This is a genomic window from Polynucleobacter sp. MWH-UH2A (assembly GCF_018687195.1).
Lineage (GTDB): Bacteria > Pseudomonadota > Gammaproteobacteria > Burkholderiales > Burkholderiaceae > Polynucleobacter.
Genome location: NZ_CP061321.1, coordinates 1,340,580 through 1,358,003, shown reverse-complemented (window position 1 = coordinate 1,358,003; position 17,424 = coordinate 1,340,580). Strand labels below are relative to the sequence as shown.

General features: G+C 45.1%; 21 protein-coding genes. 11 read left to right on the top strand and 10 right to left on the bottom strand.

Annotation, left to right across the window (positions count from 1 at the left end):
• Positions 1–5: 5 nt before the first annotated feature.
• The 6 genes from selD to IC571_RS07055 all read right to left on the bottom strand — a co-directional run bounded on the left by selD (position 6) and on the right by IC571_RS07055 (position 4,343).
• Positions 6–1,067, bottom strand: coding sequence for a selenide, water dikinase SelD (gene selD, locus IC571_RS07080; protein WP_215315624.1), 1,062 nt, complete (start codon positions 1,065–1,067; stop codon positions 6–8).
• Positions 1,068–1,098: 31 nt separating this feature from the next.
• Complete coding sequence (locus IC571_RS07075) at positions 1,099–1,641, bottom strand: TlpA disulfide reductase family protein (RefSeq protein WP_215315623.1); 543 nt, start codon at positions 1,639–1,641, stop codon at positions 1,099–1,101.
• 21 nt (positions 1,642–1,662) lie between these two features.
• Positions 1,663–2,772, bottom strand: coding sequence for a transglutaminase family protein (locus IC571_RS07070; RefSeq protein ID WP_215315622.1), 1,110 nt, complete (start codon positions 2,770–2,772; stop codon positions 1,663–1,665).
• Positions 2,773–2,859: 87 nt separating this feature from the next.
• Entirely contained in the window at positions 2,860–3,447 is a 588-nt protein-coding gene (locus tag IC571_RS07065; RefSeq protein ID WP_251373293.1) for a hypothetical protein, read from the bottom strand.
• A gap of 21 nt (positions 3,448–3,468) precedes the next feature.
• Entirely contained in the window at positions 3,469–3,900 is a 432-nt protein-coding gene (locus IC571_RS07060) for a YbgC/FadM family acyl-CoA thioesterase (protein ID WP_215315621.1), read from the bottom strand.
• Positions 3,901–3,911: 11 nt separating this feature from the next.
• Positions 3,912–4,343: a GNAT family N-acetyltransferase gene (locus IC571_RS07055; RefSeq protein ID WP_251373292.1), complete on the bottom strand. Its 432-nt coding sequence runs from the start codon at positions 4,341–4,343 to the stop codon at positions 3,912–3,914.
• A gap of 133 nt (positions 4,344–4,476) precedes the next feature.
• Between IC571_RS07055 and IC571_RS07050 the strand changes: the two genes are divergently transcribed.
• On the top strand, positions 4,477–5,058 hold the full coding sequence (locus IC571_RS07050; RefSeq protein WP_251373290.1) for a hypothetical protein: 582 nt from the start codon (positions 4,477–4,479) through the stop codon (positions 5,056–5,058).
• An 84-nt stretch (positions 5,059–5,142) separates the two neighbouring features.
• Here the strand turns inward: IC571_RS07050 and IC571_RS07045 are convergent, their stop codons facing one another.
• Positions 5,143–5,925, bottom strand: a complete 783-nt coding sequence (locus IC571_RS07045) for a substrate-binding domain-containing protein (RefSeq protein ID WP_251373562.1) — start codon at positions 5,923–5,925, stop codon at positions 5,143–5,145.
• A 128-nt stretch (positions 5,926–6,053) separates the two neighbouring features.
• Between IC571_RS07045 and IC571_RS07040 the strand changes: the two genes are divergently transcribed.
• On the top strand, positions 6,054–7,076 hold the full coding sequence (locus tag IC571_RS07040) for a substrate-binding domain-containing protein (RefSeq protein WP_215315619.1): 1,023 nt from the start codon (positions 6,054–6,056) through the stop codon (positions 7,074–7,076).
• 30 nt (positions 7,077–7,106) lie between these two features.
• Positions 7,107–7,862: a molybdate ABC transporter substrate-binding protein gene (gene modA, locus IC571_RS07035; RefSeq protein ID WP_215315618.1), complete on the top strand. Its 756-nt coding sequence runs from the start codon at positions 7,107–7,109 to the stop codon at positions 7,860–7,862.
• Between the two features lie 24 nt (positions 7,863–7,886).
• On the opposite strand, the gene IC571_RS07030 is transcribed toward modA, so the two are convergent.
• On the bottom strand, positions 7,887–8,507 hold the full coding sequence (locus IC571_RS07030; RefSeq protein WP_215315617.1) for an FMN-binding negative transcriptional regulator: 621 nt from the start codon (positions 8,505–8,507) through the stop codon (positions 7,887–7,889).
• 202 nt (positions 8,508–8,709) lie between these two features.
• On the opposite strand from IC571_RS07030, the gene IC571_RS07025 reads away from it, so the two are divergent.
• Positions 8,710–8,952: a FeoA family protein gene (locus IC571_RS07025; protein ID WP_215315616.1), complete on the top strand. Its 243-nt coding sequence runs from the start codon at positions 8,710–8,712 to the stop codon at positions 8,950–8,952.
• Complete coding sequence (locus tag IC571_RS07020; protein ID WP_215315615.1) at positions 8,945–10,858, top strand: ferrous iron transporter B; 1,914 nt, start codon at positions 8,945–8,947, stop codon at positions 10,856–10,858. Before IC571_RS07025 ends, IC571_RS07020 begins: the two co-directional genes overlap by 8 nt.
• A gap of 96 nt (positions 10,859–10,954) precedes the next feature.
• On the opposite strand, the gene IC571_RS07015 is transcribed toward IC571_RS07020, so the two are convergent.
• The gene (locus IC571_RS07015; RefSeq protein WP_215315614.1) at positions 10,955–11,842 is read right to left on the bottom strand and encodes a fumarylacetoacetate hydrolase family protein; all 888 of its coding nucleotides are present in this window, start codon (positions 11,840–11,842) and stop codon (positions 10,955–10,957) included.
• A gap of 112 nt (positions 11,843–11,954) precedes the next feature.
• Between IC571_RS07015 and IC571_RS07010 the strand changes: the two genes are divergently transcribed.
• The 4 genes from IC571_RS07010 (at position 11,955) to IC571_RS06995 (ending at position 15,209) form a co-directional block, all read left to right on the top strand.
• Entirely contained in the window at positions 11,955–12,941 is a 987-nt protein-coding gene (locus IC571_RS07010; protein ID WP_215315613.1) for a tripartite tricarboxylate transporter substrate binding protein, read from the top strand.
• Positions 12,941–13,741, top strand: a complete 801-nt coding sequence (locus IC571_RS07005) for a class II aldolase/adducin family protein (protein ID WP_215315612.1) — start codon at positions 12,941–12,943, stop codon at positions 13,739–13,741. Before IC571_RS07010 ends, IC571_RS07005 begins: the two co-directional genes overlap by 1 nt.
• Positions 13,742–13,759: 18 nt before the next feature.
• Complete coding sequence (locus IC571_RS07000) at positions 13,760–14,158, top strand: cytochrome c5 family protein (RefSeq protein WP_215315611.1); 399 nt, start codon at positions 13,760–13,762, stop codon at positions 14,156–14,158.
• Positions 14,159–14,219: 61 nt separating this feature from the next.
• Entirely contained in the window at positions 14,220–15,209 is a 990-nt protein-coding gene (locus tag IC571_RS06995; RefSeq protein ID WP_215315610.1) for a tripartite tricarboxylate transporter substrate binding protein, read from the top strand.
• A 94-nt stretch (positions 15,210–15,303) separates the two neighbouring features.
• Here the strand turns inward: IC571_RS06995 and IC571_RS06990 are convergent, their stop codons facing one another.
• Positions 15,304–16,302 carry a tripartite tricarboxylate transporter substrate binding protein gene (locus tag IC571_RS06990; protein WP_215315609.1) on the bottom strand — a complete coding sequence of 333 codons (999 nt, stop codon included), beginning with the start codon at positions 16,300–16,302 and terminating at the stop codon, positions 15,304–15,306.
• A gap of 110 nt (positions 16,303–16,412) precedes the next feature.
• Here IC571_RS06990 and IC571_RS06985 point away from each other — a divergent pair, with 110 nt between their 5' ends.
• A complete protein-coding gene (locus IC571_RS06985; protein ID WP_215315608.1) occupies positions 16,413–16,703 on the top strand; it encodes a SemiSWEET transporter in 291 nt (96 codons plus the stop codon).
• Between the two features lie 17 nt (positions 16,704–16,720).
• Complete coding sequence (locus tag IC571_RS06980) at positions 16,721–17,413, top strand: fumarylacetoacetate hydrolase family protein (RefSeq protein WP_215315607.1); 693 nt, start codon at positions 16,721–16,723, stop codon at positions 17,411–17,413.
• Positions 17,414–17,424: the final 11 nt, after the last annotated feature.

The window sequence follows — 17,424 nt, the reverse complement described above, 5'->3', positions numbered from 1 at the left end:
TTAACTTACGAAACAGCTAAGGGCTTGCCTTGCTGCTTACTCATTTGGCCAATGACGCGCGCGCCTAAGAAATGATGTTGATTAAAGATATCTAATACTTCTTTAACACTGTCAGGGCTACACGATACCAATAGGCCGCCGCTCGTTTGAGGATCAGTTAATAACGCGCGTTGTGCCACAGTGAAATCTGCGGGTATGCTCACTTCATCGCCATAGCTAAGCCAATTACGATCAGATGCTCCAGTAATGACACCCTCGTCGGCTAGATTCTGAACATTTGAGAGCAGAGGCACCTGACTCCAATCAATGTGGGCAGTGCAATTTGAAGCGCGTGCTAGTTCTAAGGTATGACCCGCTAGGCCAAAGCCAGTGACATCCGTTAACGCATGTACGCCAGCAACTTTTGCCAAGTCTGGCCCAGCAGAATTGAGTTTCGTAGTATTGTCAATCATTTCACGATAACCATCGGGGCCAAGTAAGTCTTTCTTGAGGGCCGCTGACAAAATACCGACACCCAATGGCTTGCCAAGAATTAATACATCTCCTGCTTGAGCGCTGGCGTTACTTTTGACATGCTTAGGATCAACGATGCCAATCGCAACTAATCCATAGATCGGTTCTACCGAATCAATTGTGTGACCGCCTGCAATCGGAATGCCTGCGCTACGGCAAGCTTCTGCGCCACCTTCTAAAATCCTAGCAATCGTTTTATTGGAAAGCACTTTAATAGGCATGCCAACTAATGCAAGAGCAAAGAGTGGGGTGCCGCCCATGGCATAGATGTCGCTAATTGCATTAGTGGCAGCAATTTTTCCAAAATCAAATGGATCATCCACGATCGGCATAAAGAAGTCGGTCGTAGCAACGATCGCCTGTGATTCATTGATTTGATATACAGCAGCATCATCTGAGGTTTCGATCCCAATCAAGAGCTCTTTAGGAAAGGGCAATTGCGGAACATTCTTCAGAATCTCAGAGAGAACTCCTGGAGCGATTTTGCAGCCACAGCCACCACCATGTGAGAGTGAGGTAAGGCGTGGTTCCATGGGTGTTGTTGCTGTAGTCATATTGCTAGAGTATCAGAAGATCCTAAATGTACTATTGGCGTAGTAAAGCTTCAATCTTGCCTTTTACTTCCGCGCTGTCTGCATTCTCGATTGCGCCAATCCATACCGCTTCTAGCTTGCCTGTTTTATTTACCAGGAAGGTGGTTGGTATTCCACGAGCTTTCCAGGATTTGTAGGCGGTACTATTGCGGTCGAGCAGTATTTCAATGCCATTCTCAGGAAGACCGTTCCCTTTAAGGAATTGGGTAATGCGAGGCTTCATCTCCGCAAGATTGACGGCTAATACGGTCAATCCTTTATTGCCATAGCTTTCTTGTAATTCAATCAACTCTTCAAATTCAGCGCGACAGGGTTCACACCAACTTGCCCAAAAGTTGACCAGCAGTACCTTGCCCTTGAAATGAGCGATGTCAACAGATTTGCCGGCTAGGTTATTGAGTTGAAGTGGAGGTGCCTGAGTTAGGCCAACCTTAGATGCCGGTTGCCATTGAGCGTTAGCACTTGTAGTAAGAAAGCTCAGAAAAACAAAAGCCAGTGCTAGAGCAATCTCTAGAACGGGCTTGGTGAGTCGCATGAAGTAGGATCTCTTCAGCAATTAAGAGATCTGACGACTGGTGATCTTGTATTTGAAATTATCTGGATCAAGAGAATCAAAGCGACCTTCTGTATTTTCTGCTTGGGGGTACATTAAGAATGGAATGTCACCCTTGCTACCTAATTTGGATCCAGGGAGTGCAATGTCATGACCATAGTTATATGCCATCCAATTCATTTCCCAGTTTCCAAAGAGATAGTCACGAATAGCGAGTACTTTAGGATCATTTGCAGGGAGACCACCGGTCTCTTCAAGAATGACTTTACGCACATCAGCGGGGTCAACAGGCATCCAGCCGTAGCCACTGGCATAGAACTCAGCTCGGCAATGTTGTGCTTTGGTGATATCGCCCGATTTACCCAAGCTCTTGTACCCACGAGCGGAGTCTGCAATACGAATACCGTAAACATCGCGGGCAGGTATACCAGCAGAGCGGGCAAGCGCTACGAATACTGCGTTGATATCGGCACACTTACCGCCGAGATTGTTGGTCTCAAGCATTAATTTCACGTCGCCTTGACCACAGCCGCGAGTCTTTGGATCGCGATGGGTGTTATCAACAACCCAGTTGTAGATTGCCTTAGCTTTCTCAACATCAGTTGCATTGGCTGGAACATTGGCGAGACATTCTTGTGCTTTAGTTTTCACGATGCCATCAGTCGGTAGATATTTTGTACCGCGAGTCCAGTAACTCTTCTCTGCTTTTGAAAGGGTTAATGCGGGATTGGCTGTGTTTAGTTCTAGGTTGCGATTGCACGCGCTTACCAGCATCGATACCTTGACGCTATGATTCGTCGCAGACTTATCCCATTTTGTCCAGAGCATGCGAGCTTGCTTATCTGCTGTTTCATAAATTTGGTTGATGGCTTTCGGATCGCTAGCCTCTGGTCTGATCGCTAGAGTACGGAAGTAATTTGTATCTAAAACCAGAGGCAATGGAATCCAGGTTTCCGCAGAGCCATTAGGCGATTCCAAATTAACTTCTGTAACGATTTCATAAGTTGACCAATTAGGGTTGGCTTGAGCAAATACAGAAGATATTGGAGTGAGTGTTGGTAGTGCAAATGCACCCGCAATAGTTTTAATGGCTGAGCGACGAGAAATAGACATAGTTTTCCGAGTGGTAAATAAAAAAGCGAGGGCATCAGATTGCATGCCACGATAACTTGTATATTTTAGCCAATCAGGCTACTGGTACTAAGGATTCCAAAGATTGGGAACTAGGGTGTTGGCATAGCCTGATACGAATGATTTCTCAGCACCAGAGATTGGATCAAAGACAGAGCGTTGAATTCTGCCGATATTGCCGCCGTAAACATGAATGCTGATCGAAGTCTGGTCTGAGAGATTGTTTTCTACTACATGAATATCATGTGTATTTGGCGAAACCGTATCAACATGGCCTGGTGGGCAGATGCAGGCTTGGCCCACTTTAAATCCACCATCTGCTTGGGGATAGTAGGGCGTACCTTTTTCCTCGCCGCGCAATTGCCCAACCATGCCCCAAACCGTATGGTTATGCACGGGCGTCTTTTGACCTGGACCCCATACAAAACTCACGATAGAGAATCGATCTAAAGGGTCGGCATACAAAAGGTATTGTTGGTAGTACTGGAGATGGGGCTTTGTAAATTCCATTGGAAGCCAGTCATCTTCTGCAATTAGATTCTCAAGCAGTTTTTTGCCTTTGGTGAAAATAATGTCTTCACCAGGATTTTGGTCAAGCAGTCGACTTAATTCTTTAACAAAAGTAAGAAGCTTGCCATCAGCCATCATTTTCTCCATCGTAGAATTAGCTCTAGCCTATTAGTCCTGAAACAGCCACTCAGGCCATGCCTTCGGTTTGAGGGTATTGGTATCAACGCAGACAATGTGGAGTGTAGCGCTGGCAATCACTTGCATTTCATCGCTATCTGGAAGCTTGCGTTGCGCAGTCTGCTTGACGCTAACTTGTGTACGGCCACGATGCTCAATCACTTGGTCAATATGCAAAAGATCATCGAGTCTGCCAGGTTTGTAGAAGTTCATAGTGAGCTCACGAACTGGCATCACAATATTGAACTCGTTCATGAGTTTTGTTGGGCTTTGACCACGTTGAGCCAGCCATTCTGCACGACTGCGCTCAAAGATTTCAAGATAGCGACCGTGATAAACAAAACCTGCCGCATCGGTATCGGAATAACAAACGCGATGAATATAGGTAAAGGCAGAAGAGTTTGGGTTGGTAGCGGCGGTCATAGAAGGCAAATCTAAGTTGGTAATACCATCATCATATTACGGTGGGGGATGCCCGCCTCTTCATAAGTTGGCCCCTCCACTTGAAAGCCTATCTTTTCATAGAAGGGGATTGCGCTCACCTGGGCATGCAGCACTAAGAAACTTAGTTCTTTTGATTGAGCTATTTTTAATAGCTTTTCCATGATTAGACGCCCCAATCCCTTCTTGCGAAATGGCGACAATATTGCCATGCGTCCAATTTGACCTGATCCATCACTATTGAGATGTAATCTAGCTGTACCTACGCAGACATTATTGGAGTAAGCGAGAGCATGCAGGGATTGTGGATCGAATTCGTCGATTTCCAGAGCTTCAGGTACGCCTTGTTCCAGGATAAATACTTCCCGCCTCACTTCAAAGGCCTCCTTTTGGGCTTCTTGCCATGGTTTGATCAGAATATCCACATCTATGCTTTTGGGTAAGAATCTGCTTAATTTATCAAAGAAATACCTGAAAGGATGGTTATTAATTATGGTTACAATAAAAATAGCGATTCGTTCTCGAATCCATAAACCCTTTATCCAATTAGGAGTTACTTTGAAGAAATCTTTGCTTGCTGGCTTATTCGCCGTTATTGGTGTTGCCTTTACCACTTCCGCTTTTGCTCAATTGCCTACAAAAATGTTGCCTTTAGCTGCTGATGTAGTTGTTCTTAGCGCAACTGTAGATTCAGTAGACGCAAAAAAGCGCATCGTCGTCTTGAAAGACGCGAGCGGAAATTTGGCGCAGATGAATGTTGCTAAGTCTGTAAATGATTTGGATAAGGTAAAGAAAGGCGATGTTTTCTTGGTTGAGCATGCTCAGGCGATTGCAGTTGGATTAACTGCTGCTGGTAAAGATGCTAAGCCAGGTGTTTCTGGCGTACGTTCAGTTGTAATCGCTGGTAAGGGTTCTGCAAAGCCATTTGAAGAAACAACAGATACGATTTATGCAACAGTAAAGATTGGCACAATCGATCAAAAGACTCGTATCGTAACCTTCACAATGCCAAATGGCGAGAAGCAAAAAGTGAAGGTTGATCCAGCCGTGCTAGGTCTTGAGAAATTCAAGGCTGGCGATGATGTGATGGTTGAGTTCGTGGACGATACCGCGATTGGCTTTGCAACACCTAAGAAGTAATTCTTAATATGTAATGCGCTGGATTAATCCAGTTAAAAGAAAAGCCCGCAAATGCGGGCTTTTTCTATGGATCAACCAAAATAACTATTTCTTGGCATTCGGAAAGAAGAGTTGCTCGCCACCAATTTGATAACTAGCAATGACGTCTTGACCGTTCTTGGAAACTAGCCAATCAATAAATGCTTGTCCTTCAGCTTTTTTGACGGAGGGAAATTTTGCAGGGTTCACTAACATCACGCCATATTGGTTAAAGAGCTTAGGGTCGCCTTGAACCAGAATGGTGAGGTCGCCACGATTCTTAAAGCTTAACCAGGTACCTCTATCGGCAAGGATGTAACCATTCATGGCGGAAGCAGTATTGAGGGCAGGGCCCATACCTGAGCCGGTTTCTTTGTACCAAGGCTGACTCGGCGAAACAGTAATCCCTGCACCTTTCCAGTAACGGAGCTCAGCAGCATGAGTGCCGCTTTTATCGCCACGAGAGATGAATGGTGCTTGGGCTGTTGCAATTTTCTGAAGAGCTGCCTGAATGTCTTTGCCGCCGCCTACTTTTGCAGGATCAGATTTGGGTCCAATCAAGATAAAATCGTTGTACATGACTTCATAGCGTTTTGTCGCATAGCCGTCTTGCACAAACTGCTCTTCAGCTGGCTTGTCATGCACAAAGACGACATCCGCATCACCACGACGACCAATATCTAATGCTTGACCAGTCCCAACTGCGACAACCTTGACGTCAATCCCCGATTTCATCTTAAAGATGGGAAGGATGTATCCAAATAAGCCGGACTGCTCAGTAGAGGTGGTGGAAGAGACGATGATGCTTTTTTCTTGTGCTTGAGCGTAGGGAGTCAAGCCCAAGGTCATAAGTGCAAAGCTCAATAAGAGTGAATTGAATAACTTTTTCATGTAATACCTCAAAGAATGCAATGGGGGTTGAGTAAATTTGTATGATCGCATACATTAATGCTTAATGAATATGCAAAAAATTACATATGCGAATAGAAGCTAGACCAACCCTCACTCTGAATGCCCAAGGCCATGAGAAAGATGCCATCGATCTTTGCTGGCTAGTAGGGTTATTAAAGGATATTCGTGGTGGGAGCTCTTTGGTATTGGCTAGTAAACATTCAGGAGTCTCGTACCGCGGAGTCTGGGGGAAGTTGAATCAGGTAGAGGCAAGTCTTGGTATACCCCTGATGATTCGTACCAAAGGTCACGGATCTAAGTTGACAGAGTTCGGTTCATTTCTATGTCAATTTATTGAAGAGATGCAGAGTGCATATGCACTGCATGGAGTTGACTACCAAGATACCTTACAAAAAGAAATCAAGAAGCATCAAAAACTAGAAAATGCTCGCTGGAACTTTTATTCCAGTAGCGATTCGATTATTCAAAGAGCCGCTGCTGAAGTGAAAGGATTTGGTTTAAAGATTGCAGGATCTGGAGAGTCTTTAGAGCAGCTATTGAGTAACAATGCCCACATTGCTGGGTACCACGTTTCCGATGAAAAAAGTTCTCAGGTAATTCATCAACGATTGCGCAAACACAATATTGAAATATTTCCAGTGATGAAGCGTACCCAAGGCTTCATTGTGAAGAAAGGTAATCCATTGCATATTCAAGCAATGGATGATTTGCTAAACCCTAAAATTCGTTTTATTAATCGCCAGATTAGTTCTGGTACGAGGCTATTGCTTGATACCTTGTTGTTGGAGCAGGGTATTGAGCCTGCAGACATTAATGGCTACCTTCATGAAGAATTTACCCATTCGGCAGTTGCCAATGCGATTTTGGCAGGCAAGGCTGACGTTGGCATTGGAGTTAAAAATGTCGCATTAGAAAATGGACTAGGTTTCGTGCCACTAAAAGATGAGATATTTTTTATCGCAATGCATAAAGAGATGCTCTCCCATCCTGAGTCGTCGAAACTGATTCGCAAGATTCGTAGTTATTCAGGGAATACCTCGGGCTATAAAGCGATTAGCCTGAACCGGCAAATTCAAAATTGGCTATAGAGCAGGCAATTGTCTAGAATGGCTTTGCCTATGTCTATTTTTCCTACTTCTCTGCTAGCCTCATTCTTGTTATGTGCAAACTTGGCATTTGCTCAAACTACAACGGTTGCTGTTGCCGCTAATATGAAAGATGCTTTTGCTGAGATTGCATTAGCATTTAAATCAACCGGCAAGCCGGATATGAGGGTGGTTTATGGCTCATCCGGAAATTTCACAGCTCAGATCATGAATGGCGCACCATTTAATTTGTTTATCGCTGCGGATGAGCATTTTCCAATCGAGTTATATAAGAACGGCAAGACGATTGATGAGGGTGCGGTTTATGCCATAGGTAAGTTGGCATTAATTGCGAAAAATAATTCAGGAATCGTTTTGGCTGATAACAAAGCGGAGCTGGCAAAAGCGATTGCCATGGCCAATAAGGTGGCAATCGCCAAGCCGGAGTTGGCGCCGTATGGAAAGGCGGCAGTTGAGTACCTAAAGGCTGAGGGGTTGTGGGATCCCGCCAAAGACAAGTTGGTCTATGGGGACAACATTGGAGTCACTACGACTTATGTTGTTGCCGGTGCGGCAGAGATTGGCTTTACTGCGCTTTCTTTGGCAAAGTCACCTGAGGTGGCTAAAGAGACAAACTTCATTTTGCTTAACCCAAAGCTCTACGCGCCTATTAGGCAAAGAATGGTTCTGATGAAGGGCGCGCCACCAGAGACCAAGGATTTATATCGATTTATGCAAGGCGCTCAGGCTAAAGCCATCTTGACCAAATATGGTTATGCAACACCTTAGTGATTGCCTTAGATTTTGAATGCCTTACGGCTTCATATATTTACGCATGGCCTGCAACATCTCTTGTGGGGATTGCTCTAGCTCTTCTACTACAGCGTCATAGTCTTGTGCGGGGCGATTTTGACTAAGCTTAAATTTGCCAACTAGACTTTGAACATCTATCTCAATGCCCACGATTGCCTTGAGCATGGTTTGTACATATTCTTCAGGGGCATCATCTAGCTTCCAGTTGGGTTGATAGGTGGGCTCATGGATATCAGTCATTTGAGCTACATGAGCTCTGAGCCATTGCGCATCCTCAATGAGTGTGATGTTGCCTTGAGCGTGCACAACAGCATAGTTCCAAGTGGGTACGACTTTGCCGGATTCTTTTTTAGATGGATACCATGCAGGCGTAACGTAAGCGTTAGGGCCATTAAAGATTGCTGTCACTGCTGTTTCTGAGCTTTGCGCAATCTTCATGAGCGGATTCATTCTGGCAATGTGACCATGCAATTTCTTTTTGTCAGCACTTAACATTAAGGGTAGGTGGTTTACTTCGAGTTGACCCTTAAGATTACCAACAAGAGTGGCGAGCGGATATTCTTGGATGAGTTGTGCTAGCAGGGCTTGATCATCTACAGCGAAGTGTTTTGGCAGGTACATGGCTTATCGTTCATAAAGAATTTTGTTCAGTATGCATTAGCGCCCATGCTTTTGTTTTGGATCAAGCCTCGATGACTAAAAATCCAGCATTATTGCCCTGAATTCCCAAGCTTTTACATGAATGATAGTCATTCTCATTTATCGCTATAATGAGCTATTAGTAAGCAAAATCCAGCAAAACCAAGCGTATTGAACACATTGCATGAATTTAGACCAAGTCAGTCTAGGCAGTCTTTATCGGGTGAGCGTAGTGAACGCACCCAAAGGTGCCCCTCAAATTAAGGGGCAGTTGGAAGATATTGGTTTTTTGCCGGGAGAACAGGTCACTCTATTGCGCAAGGGATTGTTAAAAAAGGGTCCTTATCTTGTGCGAGTGGGTGCCTCGACATTTGCCTTGCGTCACTCCGAAGCGCGCATGATTGAAGTGGAGTTGGTTAATGGCTGAGTCCACAGTTCATTTTTTCCCAAGTGAGCCCCTTGTTGCGCTATTGGGTAATCCCAATTGCGGGAAAACTGCGCTATTTAATTTATTAACTGGAAGTCGACAGAAGGTTGCCAATTATTCTGGCGTTACTGTTGAGCGTAAAGAGGGTCGCTTAACTTTAGCCTCCGGGAAAAACATTCGTATATTAGATTTGCCTGGTGCTTACAGTCTTTACCCTAGATCGCTCGATGAGCGCGTGACCTGTAATGTACTGATGGGTCGCGCAGAGGGTGAGAAGCGCCCTGATCTAGTGCTTTGTATTTTGAGTGCAATGAACTTACGCCGTAACCTACGCTTAGTGTTAGCAGCAAAGCGCCTAGGCTTACCTTGCGTGGTTGTGCTCAATATGCTTGATATTGCCCAGCGTCAAGGTGTGCAAATTGATACCGCAGCACTTTCAAAAGAATTGGGCTTACCAGTTGTCACTAGCGTGGGTATTCAGGCTAATGGCGCAGATGGGATTAAGTCATTCTTGGCGGAGTTAGATTGGCGTAATCTCAATACTCTACGTACAGGTACTACTGACGCTACCCTAGAAAACGTTGCCTCACATATTGCGCATGCTGAAGCAGACAACGTGCAAGTACAACGTATCCTGCAGAATTTAGGCTTGGATCAAATCATTCCTGATCGCTTGAGTGATCGTCTAGATTCCGTCTTGCTGCATCCCGTATTGGGCCCCATTATTTTGGTGGCCTTACTCTTCTTTATTTTTCAGGCTGTATTTAGTTGGGCTACGGTGCCGATGGAGATGATTAAATCTTCCGTTGAATACCTTGGCAGTCAAATCAGTGACATTCTTCCCGATAACTGGTTACGCAGCTTGCTCATCAACGGCGTTTTGGCAGGACTGGGTGGCGTGGTAATTTTCCTGCCCCAAATCTTGATTCTATTTTTCTTTATTTTGTTGCTCGAGGAGTCTGGCTATCTGCCAAGAGCGGCTTATCTCTTAGATAGGGTGATGGGTTCTGTAGGATTGTCTGGTCGCTCATTTATTCCTTTACTCTCCAGTTTTGCGTGTGCCATTCCAGGAATTATGGCGACGAGAAGTATTTCGAATGCGCGCGATCGTTTGGTAACCATTCTGATTGCGCCGATGATGACTTGTTCTGCGCGCCTGCCAGTGTATGCATTGTTGATATCAGCATTTATTCCTCAGAAAAAATTGTGGGCCAATATCGATCTGCAGGGCTTGGTGTTGTTCCTGCTTTACCTGGCTGGCATATTGGGAGCGATGGCAGTTGCTTGGGTCTTAAAGCGTTTTGCGAGTGAGCAGTTCCGTACCAATGTATTGATGATGGAGCTACCAAGCTATCACCTTCCCCGATTGGGTAATTTGGCTATCAGCCTGTGGCAACGTGCAGAAATATTCTTGCGTCGAGTAGGTGGCGTCATCTTGCTGATGACGATTGGTCTTTGGGTGCTCTCTAGTTTTCCATTGCCACCAGAGGGTGCAACGCTGCCACCGATTCAATACAGTTTTGCGGGCATGCTAGGAGAGGCACTTGCCCATGTCTTTTCACCTATTGGCTTTAATTGGCAAATCAGCATTGCTCTTGTTCCTGGAATGGCTGCGCGAGAAGTTGTTGTTAGCTCATTGGCCACGGTCTATGCTTTATCTAGCTCAAGCGCAGATGCGGCTGAAGCATTAATACCGCTCATTTCTGGTGACTGGTCATTGGCTACAGCACTTTCTTTATTGGCGTGGTTTGTGTTCGCTCCACAGTGCCTATCTACTATTGCTGCAGTTAAGCGCGAAACCGGCGGCTGGAAAATACCAGCTGTGATGTTGAGTTACTTGTTCGGACTAGCCTATATCGCCTCCTTCATTACCTATCGTGTTGCTATTCATTTTGGGTTGGGATGATTGGGATCAGCATGGATGCTTGATGCCTATTTAGTAAAACAAAAACCACCCTAGGGTGGTTTTCTTAATTAAGAAATCGAACTGCTTATTAAAAATTTATTCTGCAATAAACGTATTCTCAAGCTTACCAATGCCACCCATTTCAACCACAACAACATCACCATTAACCAAATATTTTGGCGGCTTAAATCCAATGCCAACACCAACCGGTGTACCAGTGGCAATTAAGTCACCAGGGTAGAGGGTGATACCCGCTGAAACAGTGGCGATCATATTCGGGATATCAAAGATAAAGTCTTTGGTATTCGAGTTCTGGCGCAACTCACCATTGACCCAGCATTTAACTGGGATATCATCATGTTTCACTTCATCAGCAGTAACTACCCATGGACCCATTGGGCAGAAGGTGTCAAAGCTTTTTCCTAAAAACCATTGTTTATGACGTTGTTGCCAATCACGCGCAGTAACATCATTAATCGCGGTGTAACCCCAGACGTGCTTCAATGCATCTGCCTCACTAATGCCTTTGCCGCCTTTGCCGATCACGATAGTTAATTCCGCTTCATAGTCGATGCAGGTTGATACGGCTGTCGGGATGATGACATTGGTGTTTGGACCTGTAACTGCTTCAGGTGGCTTGGTAAAGAAAATCGCATGAGATGGAATATCTTCACCTGGCTTAGCGCTTCCATCAAAACCACTATTCGAAAATTCTTTAGCATGCTCATGATAATTTTTGCCAACGCAGAAAATATTTCTACGTGGACGGGGTACGGGGGCTAGCAAGCGTATTTCACTCATTGCGTGTGTTGCTACAGGTTTAGGTGTTTTGCCTGCTAGGTCCGCTTTCAGAATAGCAACAATACCTTCTTCGCTGACATCTACCCCTAAATCTAATTCTTGAATGCTTTTCTCATCTTTGGAAACAATGCCAACGCGAGTTTTAGAAGGCTCTTTGGCTAAAGAAAATGCTGCGTATTTCATGATTGCTATCTCCAGTGGGGGTTATGTCTATGCCAACCCTTGATTATTGTGATCATTCTTGTAGTAGGATTAAGAGCATAAATAATAACTAAATTACGATTTAGAGACAAAAATGAGACAAATATTCCCACTTGGCCGTGCGCTAAGCTGCTTTGCGGCATCCATTATTTCTATCGCTGCATTTGCGCAAACACCTGAACCCTGGCCAACAAGACCCATCACCATGGTTGTTCCTTTTCCACCCGGTGGCGTTGCTGATGCCGTGGGTAGACCTGTGGCGGAAGCATTAAGCCGCATTCTGGGTCAACCAGTTGTTGTGGAAAACAAGGCGGGTGCTGGTGGCGGTATTGGTATGGCGGCAGTAGCTAAATCCAAGCCTGATGGCTACACCATTTTGATGGCTTTATCGTCGATCTCGATTATTCCTGAGGCTGACAAAGTAGTGGGGCGCGAACAATCCTTTCAGTTGAATCAACTTAAGCCAATCGCACGCTTTACTGCTGATCCAACAGTGTTAGTGGTCAGAGCAGATAGCCCATGGAAAGATTACAAATCGTTTGTAGCTGCGATGCGCGCTAATCCTGGCAAATATAACTTTGGCTCTTCAGGTAACTATGGAACGATGCATGTACCTATGGAGATGCTCAAGTCTTCTGAAAAGTTTTACATGGTGCATATTCCCTACACCGGTGCTGGCCCAGCAATTGTGGGGCTTCTGGGTGGGCAAGTAGATGCGATTGCGACGGGACCATCTTCGATTGTTCAGCAAATCAAAGCCGGCAAAGTGCGTGCTTTGGCGCACTGGGGTGATGGTAGGTTGGCGAGTATGCCTGAAGTGCCAAGTTTTAAAGAGATGGGCGTGAAGATTGAATTCTCACAATGGGCAGGTTTGTTTGTACCAAGCGCTACACCTGATTACATTACGAATAAGTTGCGCGAAGCTGCCAAGCAAGCGGCAAATGATGAGCGTGTACGTTCAGTGATTAATGGCGCAGGAAGTCCGATTCAGTATATGGATGCGCCAGAGTTTAAGGTCTACTGGGATAAAGAGTCCGCACAAATGGGCGAGGTCGTTCGGAAGATCGGAAAGGTTGAGTAATGAAAAAAATTCTACTTTCAGCCTTATTGTTTGGTGTGGCCAATGTATTTGCCGCTTCTGTGCAAGAGCAAATGGATCAAGATCCAAAAGTGAAGGCGACCATTGAAGAATTAGTAATTGCGAACCATATTTTGTATGACCAAAATGCTGTTGATGGCTATGGTCATATCAGTGTGCGTAACCCTGCTAATCCCAACACCTTCTTTTTAGCTAGAAGCGTTGCGCCATCTACCGTCAAAGTTGAAGACATTATTGAGTTTGACATGAATGGCAAGGCGCTTAATGGCGATACTAGAGTTGCTTATGGTGAGCGTTTTATTCATAGTGGCATTTTGAAGAATCGGCCAGACCTCAATTCTGTGATTCATGGCCATGCACCGCCGATCTTGCCTTATGGCTTAACTGGCACTACTCTGAAGCCGGTTTATCACATGAGCTCTTTCTTGGGCGAAGGCGCTCCCATTTTTGAGATTCGAAATTTTGCCAAACCCAATCCTGATACCGATATGTTTATTAGTAATGTCGATTTAGGAAATGCCTTATCGCAAACTATGGGCTTGCAATATTTTGTATTGATGCGGGGTCATGGATATGCAGCGGGTGGTGATTCCATTAAGAAAGCAGTATTTAGAGCGATCTACGCCATTCAAAATGCCAGTATTCAGTCGGAAGCTATGAAGATGGGGCAGGTGCAATACCTCACCCCCGGTGAGGCTTCGATTTCACAAGAGACCATTGAAAAGACAATTGGTAGGCCATGGCAGCTTTGGACTGAACGTGTTAAAAAATCACAACCTTAAATTGAAATTAAGTACATCATGAAATTGCACTATCCATTACAACTTATCGCGACAATATTTGCCTTGCTGTCTGTGTCTAGCTCAGCAAATGCACAGTCTGGCGAGAATACCTATAAACAAGTATGCGCAAATTGCCATGGTGCAGGCGTATTAAATGCGCCGAAGTTTGGCGACAAGGCAAAGTGGGCGCCTCTCATCGCAGAGGGTCAGGTGACTTTGACTGCCCATGCGTACTTTGGGGTACGAGGTATGCCACCTAAAGGGGGTAATCCCAATTTAAGTATTGAAGGATTCTCAGACGCGCTAGTCTATATGGTGAATAACTCAGGTGGAAACTGGAAGTCACCAGACGCTAAAACTATTGCAGCAATCAATAAAGAGATTGAGGCTCGTAAAGCGGGAATGAATAAGAAGTAATCGTTTTAACTACTCATTAACTACCGAGTTAGTTCATCAATATAAAAAAGACGGAGACAAGATGAATCAGCATGTATTTTGGCGTAAGAGGTGTGCAACTTTGGGTGCGGTGATATTTGCATCTGCATTAGCAGCCGCTTCGGCATTCGCGCAACCATTTCCAAATAAGCCGGTCAAAATTATTGTGACTGCAGCACCTGGTGGAACTACCGATATTGCCTCACGTGCTTTATCGGATGTATTGGGTAAAGAATTAGGTCAGCCTGTCATCGTAGAAAACAAGGCAGGTGGTGCCGGCATTATTGGTATTCAGGCTTTACTAGCAGCCCCAGCCGATGGCTACACCATGGCGATGGGCAATATTGGTCCAAATGCCATTAACTACAGCCTATATAAAAATCTTCCTTACAAAATGGAAGACATGGAGCCAGTCACGATTGTGATTGCCAATCCAAATGTACTTGTAGTGAATCCTGAGGTGCCTGCCAAGACCGTAGCCGAGTTAGTTGCTTTAGCTAAAGCAAATCCTGGTAAATATTCATTTGCATCTTCTGGTCGCGGTCAGTCGATTCACATGTCCGGTGAATTATTTAAGACTCAGGCTGGGATTGATATTATTCATGTGCCCTATAAGGGCGCTGGCCCAGCTTTAGCCGATCTATTGGCCGGCCAAACCAGCATGATGGTTGATAACCTACCAAGCTCCATGCAATACATTAAGTCTGGCAAATTGCGTGCTTTAGCAGTGACTAGTAAGAACCGCGTCGCTGAATTGCCAGATGTGCCAACGATGATTCAATCGGGTTATCCCAATTTTGACGTTACCGCCTGGTTCGGTTTATTTGTTCCAGCAGGAACACCGAAGCCGATTGTGGATAAGCTATATGTAGCTGTGAAGAAATCACTTGAAACGCCAGAAATCAAGCAGCGCTGGAAGGACCTTGGCGGCTGGGCAGTAGGTGATACACCAGCAAATACCAAGCTCTTTATTGCTGCAGAAAAGAAAAAGTGGGAGTTAGTGGCACAACAAGCAAAAATTGAAGCTGAGTAAATTTAAATCGAGTTCATACGAATACTTCAGCATAAAAATAAAGGGCCTCGATGAGGCCCTTTATTGCATCTATCACACTCAAAGTATTTGATGATTAGTCTGCTTTGATATTGGCATCCTTGATCACCTTAGCCCACATATTAAGCTCGCGGGTAATGCGTTTGCTAGATTCTGCAGGGGATAAATAGTTTACGTAGACGCCTGCAGCGAGCATACGCTCTTGAACGTCTGGACGTTGCAAGATAGTTTTAATTTCTGCGCTTAATTTATTGATGATGGTCTTCGGGGTTCCGGCTGGAGCCTCAATGCCAAACATGCTGACTACATCAAAGTTTGGCAAGCCAGTAGCTTCTGTAATGGTTGGCACATCAGGCAATTGGCTGATTCGTTTATTGGTGGTGACTGCTAGTGCTCTCAACTGACCTGCCTGAATAAACTGTAAAGAAGCTGGCACAGTTTCTGACATCGATAGAACTTGGCCACCAACCAGATCGGTCATGGCGGGGCCACTACCTTTATATGGCACATGCAATAAATCCAATCCCAATTGATAGCGGAACATTTCCATTGCGAGGCGTTGTGGCGCACCTGCGCCAGAGGATGCAAAAGTGAGCTTGCCAGGGTTAGCTTTAGCATAGGCAATGAATTCTTTCATGTTCTTTACAGGAACTGAGGGATTCACAACAAAGACCAGGGGCACCACTCCAACCACTGCTGCCGGTGTGAAATCCTTCTCTAAGTTGTACTTGATGCGATCTTTATCTAAATTGCTGTTAATGGAGTGCGAGGTAAGAGCGCCCATCAATAAGGTGTATCCATCAGGTGCAGACTTGGCCACCATATCGGCGCCAATATTGCCGCTATCTCCAGCGCGATTGTCGGGTACGACTTGCTGTCCAATGGTTTTGGAGAGTTCTTGCGCCATGATGCGACCGATCACATCGGTAGCGCCTCCTGGGGGAAAGGGAATGACGAGTCGGATTGGCTTATCCGGATAATTTTTGACTGCCAAATCACTTTGGGCGACTGCCGGTAGAGTAACAAAAGTAGCGCATAGGGCTGCGCCAAACCAACGGATTAATTGTTGTCTCATTTATCTTTTTAGTAATAGTTGAACTTCAGATGTCATTATCTACAAAAATAGCCTGAATGCGATAGATTCGTCAATTTACCTTGCCTGCCATCTCTAATTACAATCAAAACATGAGTCTTGAACCCCACCAAATTGACGTCATTGGCTATTGCGCTGCATTCTTGACTACTATTGCGTTTTTGCCTCAGGCCATTTGGTCATGGCGAACGCGTGACTTATCTGGAATATCGCTAGGGATGTATTCTCTATTTACGGCGGGGGTAGGTTTATGGCTGGTGTATGGTTTGATTATTGAGAAATGGCCATTGATTCTGGCTAATGCCATGACATTTGCATTGGCCTTAAGTATCTTGATGCTGAAATTGCGTCATACTGCTACAAAACAGAAGAAACAAAAATAATATTGAGAAAGGCTTTTATGAGTTCAGCATTTGTGATTGATCCTCCAGTACAGATTTCTTTGCCGGTGACAGGCGATACTCGTCGCTTCGCAGTGAACCGAATTTATTGTGTAGGTCGAAACTATGCCGATCATGCAAGAGAAATGGGCCATGATCCAGATCGCGAGCCACCATTCTTTTTCATGAAGCCAGCAAACTCCATCGTGACTGACGGTAAGAATATGTCTTATCCCAATCTATCAAACGATGTTCATCATGAAATTGAGATGGTGGTAGCAATTGGTAAAGGCGGTTCTAATATTTCTGCGGACAAAGCCTTAGATCATGTGTATGGCTACGGCGTAGGTCTTGATATGACAAGACGAGATCTACAGGGTGAAGCAAAGAAAATGGGACGCCCTTGGGATACCGGCAAAGCATTTGACCAATCTGCGCCTTGTGGCGAAATCACTCCCGTAACCCAATGTGGCCACCCAAGTAAAGGCGCTGTTCAGCTACTGGTAAATGGCGAAGTGCGTCAGTCTGGTGATTTGAATCAACTAATTTGGAATGTGCCTGACACGATTGCCTATCTTTCAACTTTATTTACGCTAGAGCCGGGTGATTTGATTTTCTCTGGCACGCCTGCAGGGGTTGGTCCCGTGATGAAGGGTGATGTGTTGGAAGGTAGTGTCGAGGGACTGAAAAGCCTCAAGACAACCATTGTGTAACCCTCTCCTAA

What these genes read in the sequence shown, in the direction of transcription:
- selD (WP_215315624.1), bottom strand. Translation starts at nt 1,067, where the DNA reads ATGACTACAGCAACAACACCCATGGAACCACGCCTTACCTCACTCTCA.
- IC571_RS07075 (WP_215315623.1), bottom strand. Translation starts at nt 1,641, where the DNA reads ATGCGACTCACCAAGCCCGTTCTAGAGATTGCTCTAGCACTGGCTTTT.
- IC571_RS07070 (WP_215315622.1), bottom strand. Translation starts at nt 2,772, where the DNA reads ATGTCTATTTCTCGTCGCTCAGCCATTAAAACTATTGCGGGTGCATTT.
- IC571_RS07065 (WP_251373293.1), bottom strand. Translation starts at nt 3,447, where the DNA reads ATGGAGAAAATGATGGCTGATGGCAAGCTTCTTACTTTTGTTAAAGAA.
- IC571_RS07060 (WP_215315621.1), bottom strand. Translation starts at nt 3,900, where the DNA reads ATGACCGCCGCTACCAACCCAAACTCTTCTGCCTTTACCTATATTCAT.
- IC571_RS07045 (WP_251373562.1), bottom strand. Translation starts at nt 5,925, where the DNA reads ATGACCTTGGGCTTGACTCCCTACGCTCAAGCACAAGAAAAAAGCATC.
- IC571_RS07040 (WP_215315619.1), top strand. Translation starts at nt 6,054, where the DNA reads ATGCGAATAGAAGCTAGACCAACCCTCACTCTGAATGCCCAAGGCCAT.
- modA (WP_215315618.1), top strand. Translation starts at nt 7,107, where the DNA reads ATGTCTATTTTTCCTACTTCTCTGCTAGCCTCATTCTTGTTATGTGCA.
- IC571_RS07030 (WP_215315617.1), bottom strand. Translation starts at nt 8,507, where the DNA reads ATGTACCTGCCAAAACACTTCGCTGTAGATGATCAAGCCCTGCTAGCA.
- IC571_RS07025 (WP_215315616.1), top strand. Translation starts at nt 8,710, where the DNA reads ATGAATTTAGACCAAGTCAGTCTAGGCAGTCTTTATCGGGTGAGCGTA.
- IC571_RS07020 (WP_215315615.1), top strand. Translation starts at nt 8,945, where the DNA reads ATGGCTGAGTCCACAGTTCATTTTTTCCCAAGTGAGCCCCTTGTTGCG.
- IC571_RS07015 (WP_215315614.1), bottom strand. Translation starts at nt 11,842, where the DNA reads ATGAAATACGCAGCATTTTCTTTAGCCAAAGAGCCTTCTAAAACTCGC.
- IC571_RS07010 (WP_215315613.1), top strand. Translation starts at nt 11,955, where the DNA reads ATGAGACAAATATTCCCACTTGGCCGTGCGCTAAGCTGCTTTGCGGCA.
- IC571_RS07005 (WP_215315612.1), top strand. Translation starts at nt 12,941, where the DNA reads ATGAAAAAAATTCTACTTTCAGCCTTATTGTTTGGTGTGGCCAATGTA.
- IC571_RS07000 (WP_215315611.1), top strand. Translation starts at nt 13,760, where the DNA reads ATGAAATTGCACTATCCATTACAACTTATCGCGACAATATTTGCCTTG.
- IC571_RS06995 (WP_215315610.1), top strand. Translation starts at nt 14,220, where the DNA reads ATGAATCAGCATGTATTTTGGCGTAAGAGGTGTGCAACTTTGGGTGCG.
- IC571_RS06990 (WP_215315609.1), bottom strand. Translation starts at nt 16,302, where the DNA reads ATGAGACAACAATTAATCCGTTGGTTTGGCGCAGCCCTATGCGCTACT.
- IC571_RS06985 (WP_215315608.1), top strand. Translation starts at nt 16,413, where the DNA reads ATGAGTCTTGAACCCCACCAAATTGACGTCATTGGCTATTGCGCTGCA.
- IC571_RS06980 (WP_215315607.1), top strand. Translation starts at nt 16,721, where the DNA reads ATGAGTTCAGCATTTGTGATTGATCCTCCAGTACAGATTTCTTTGCCG.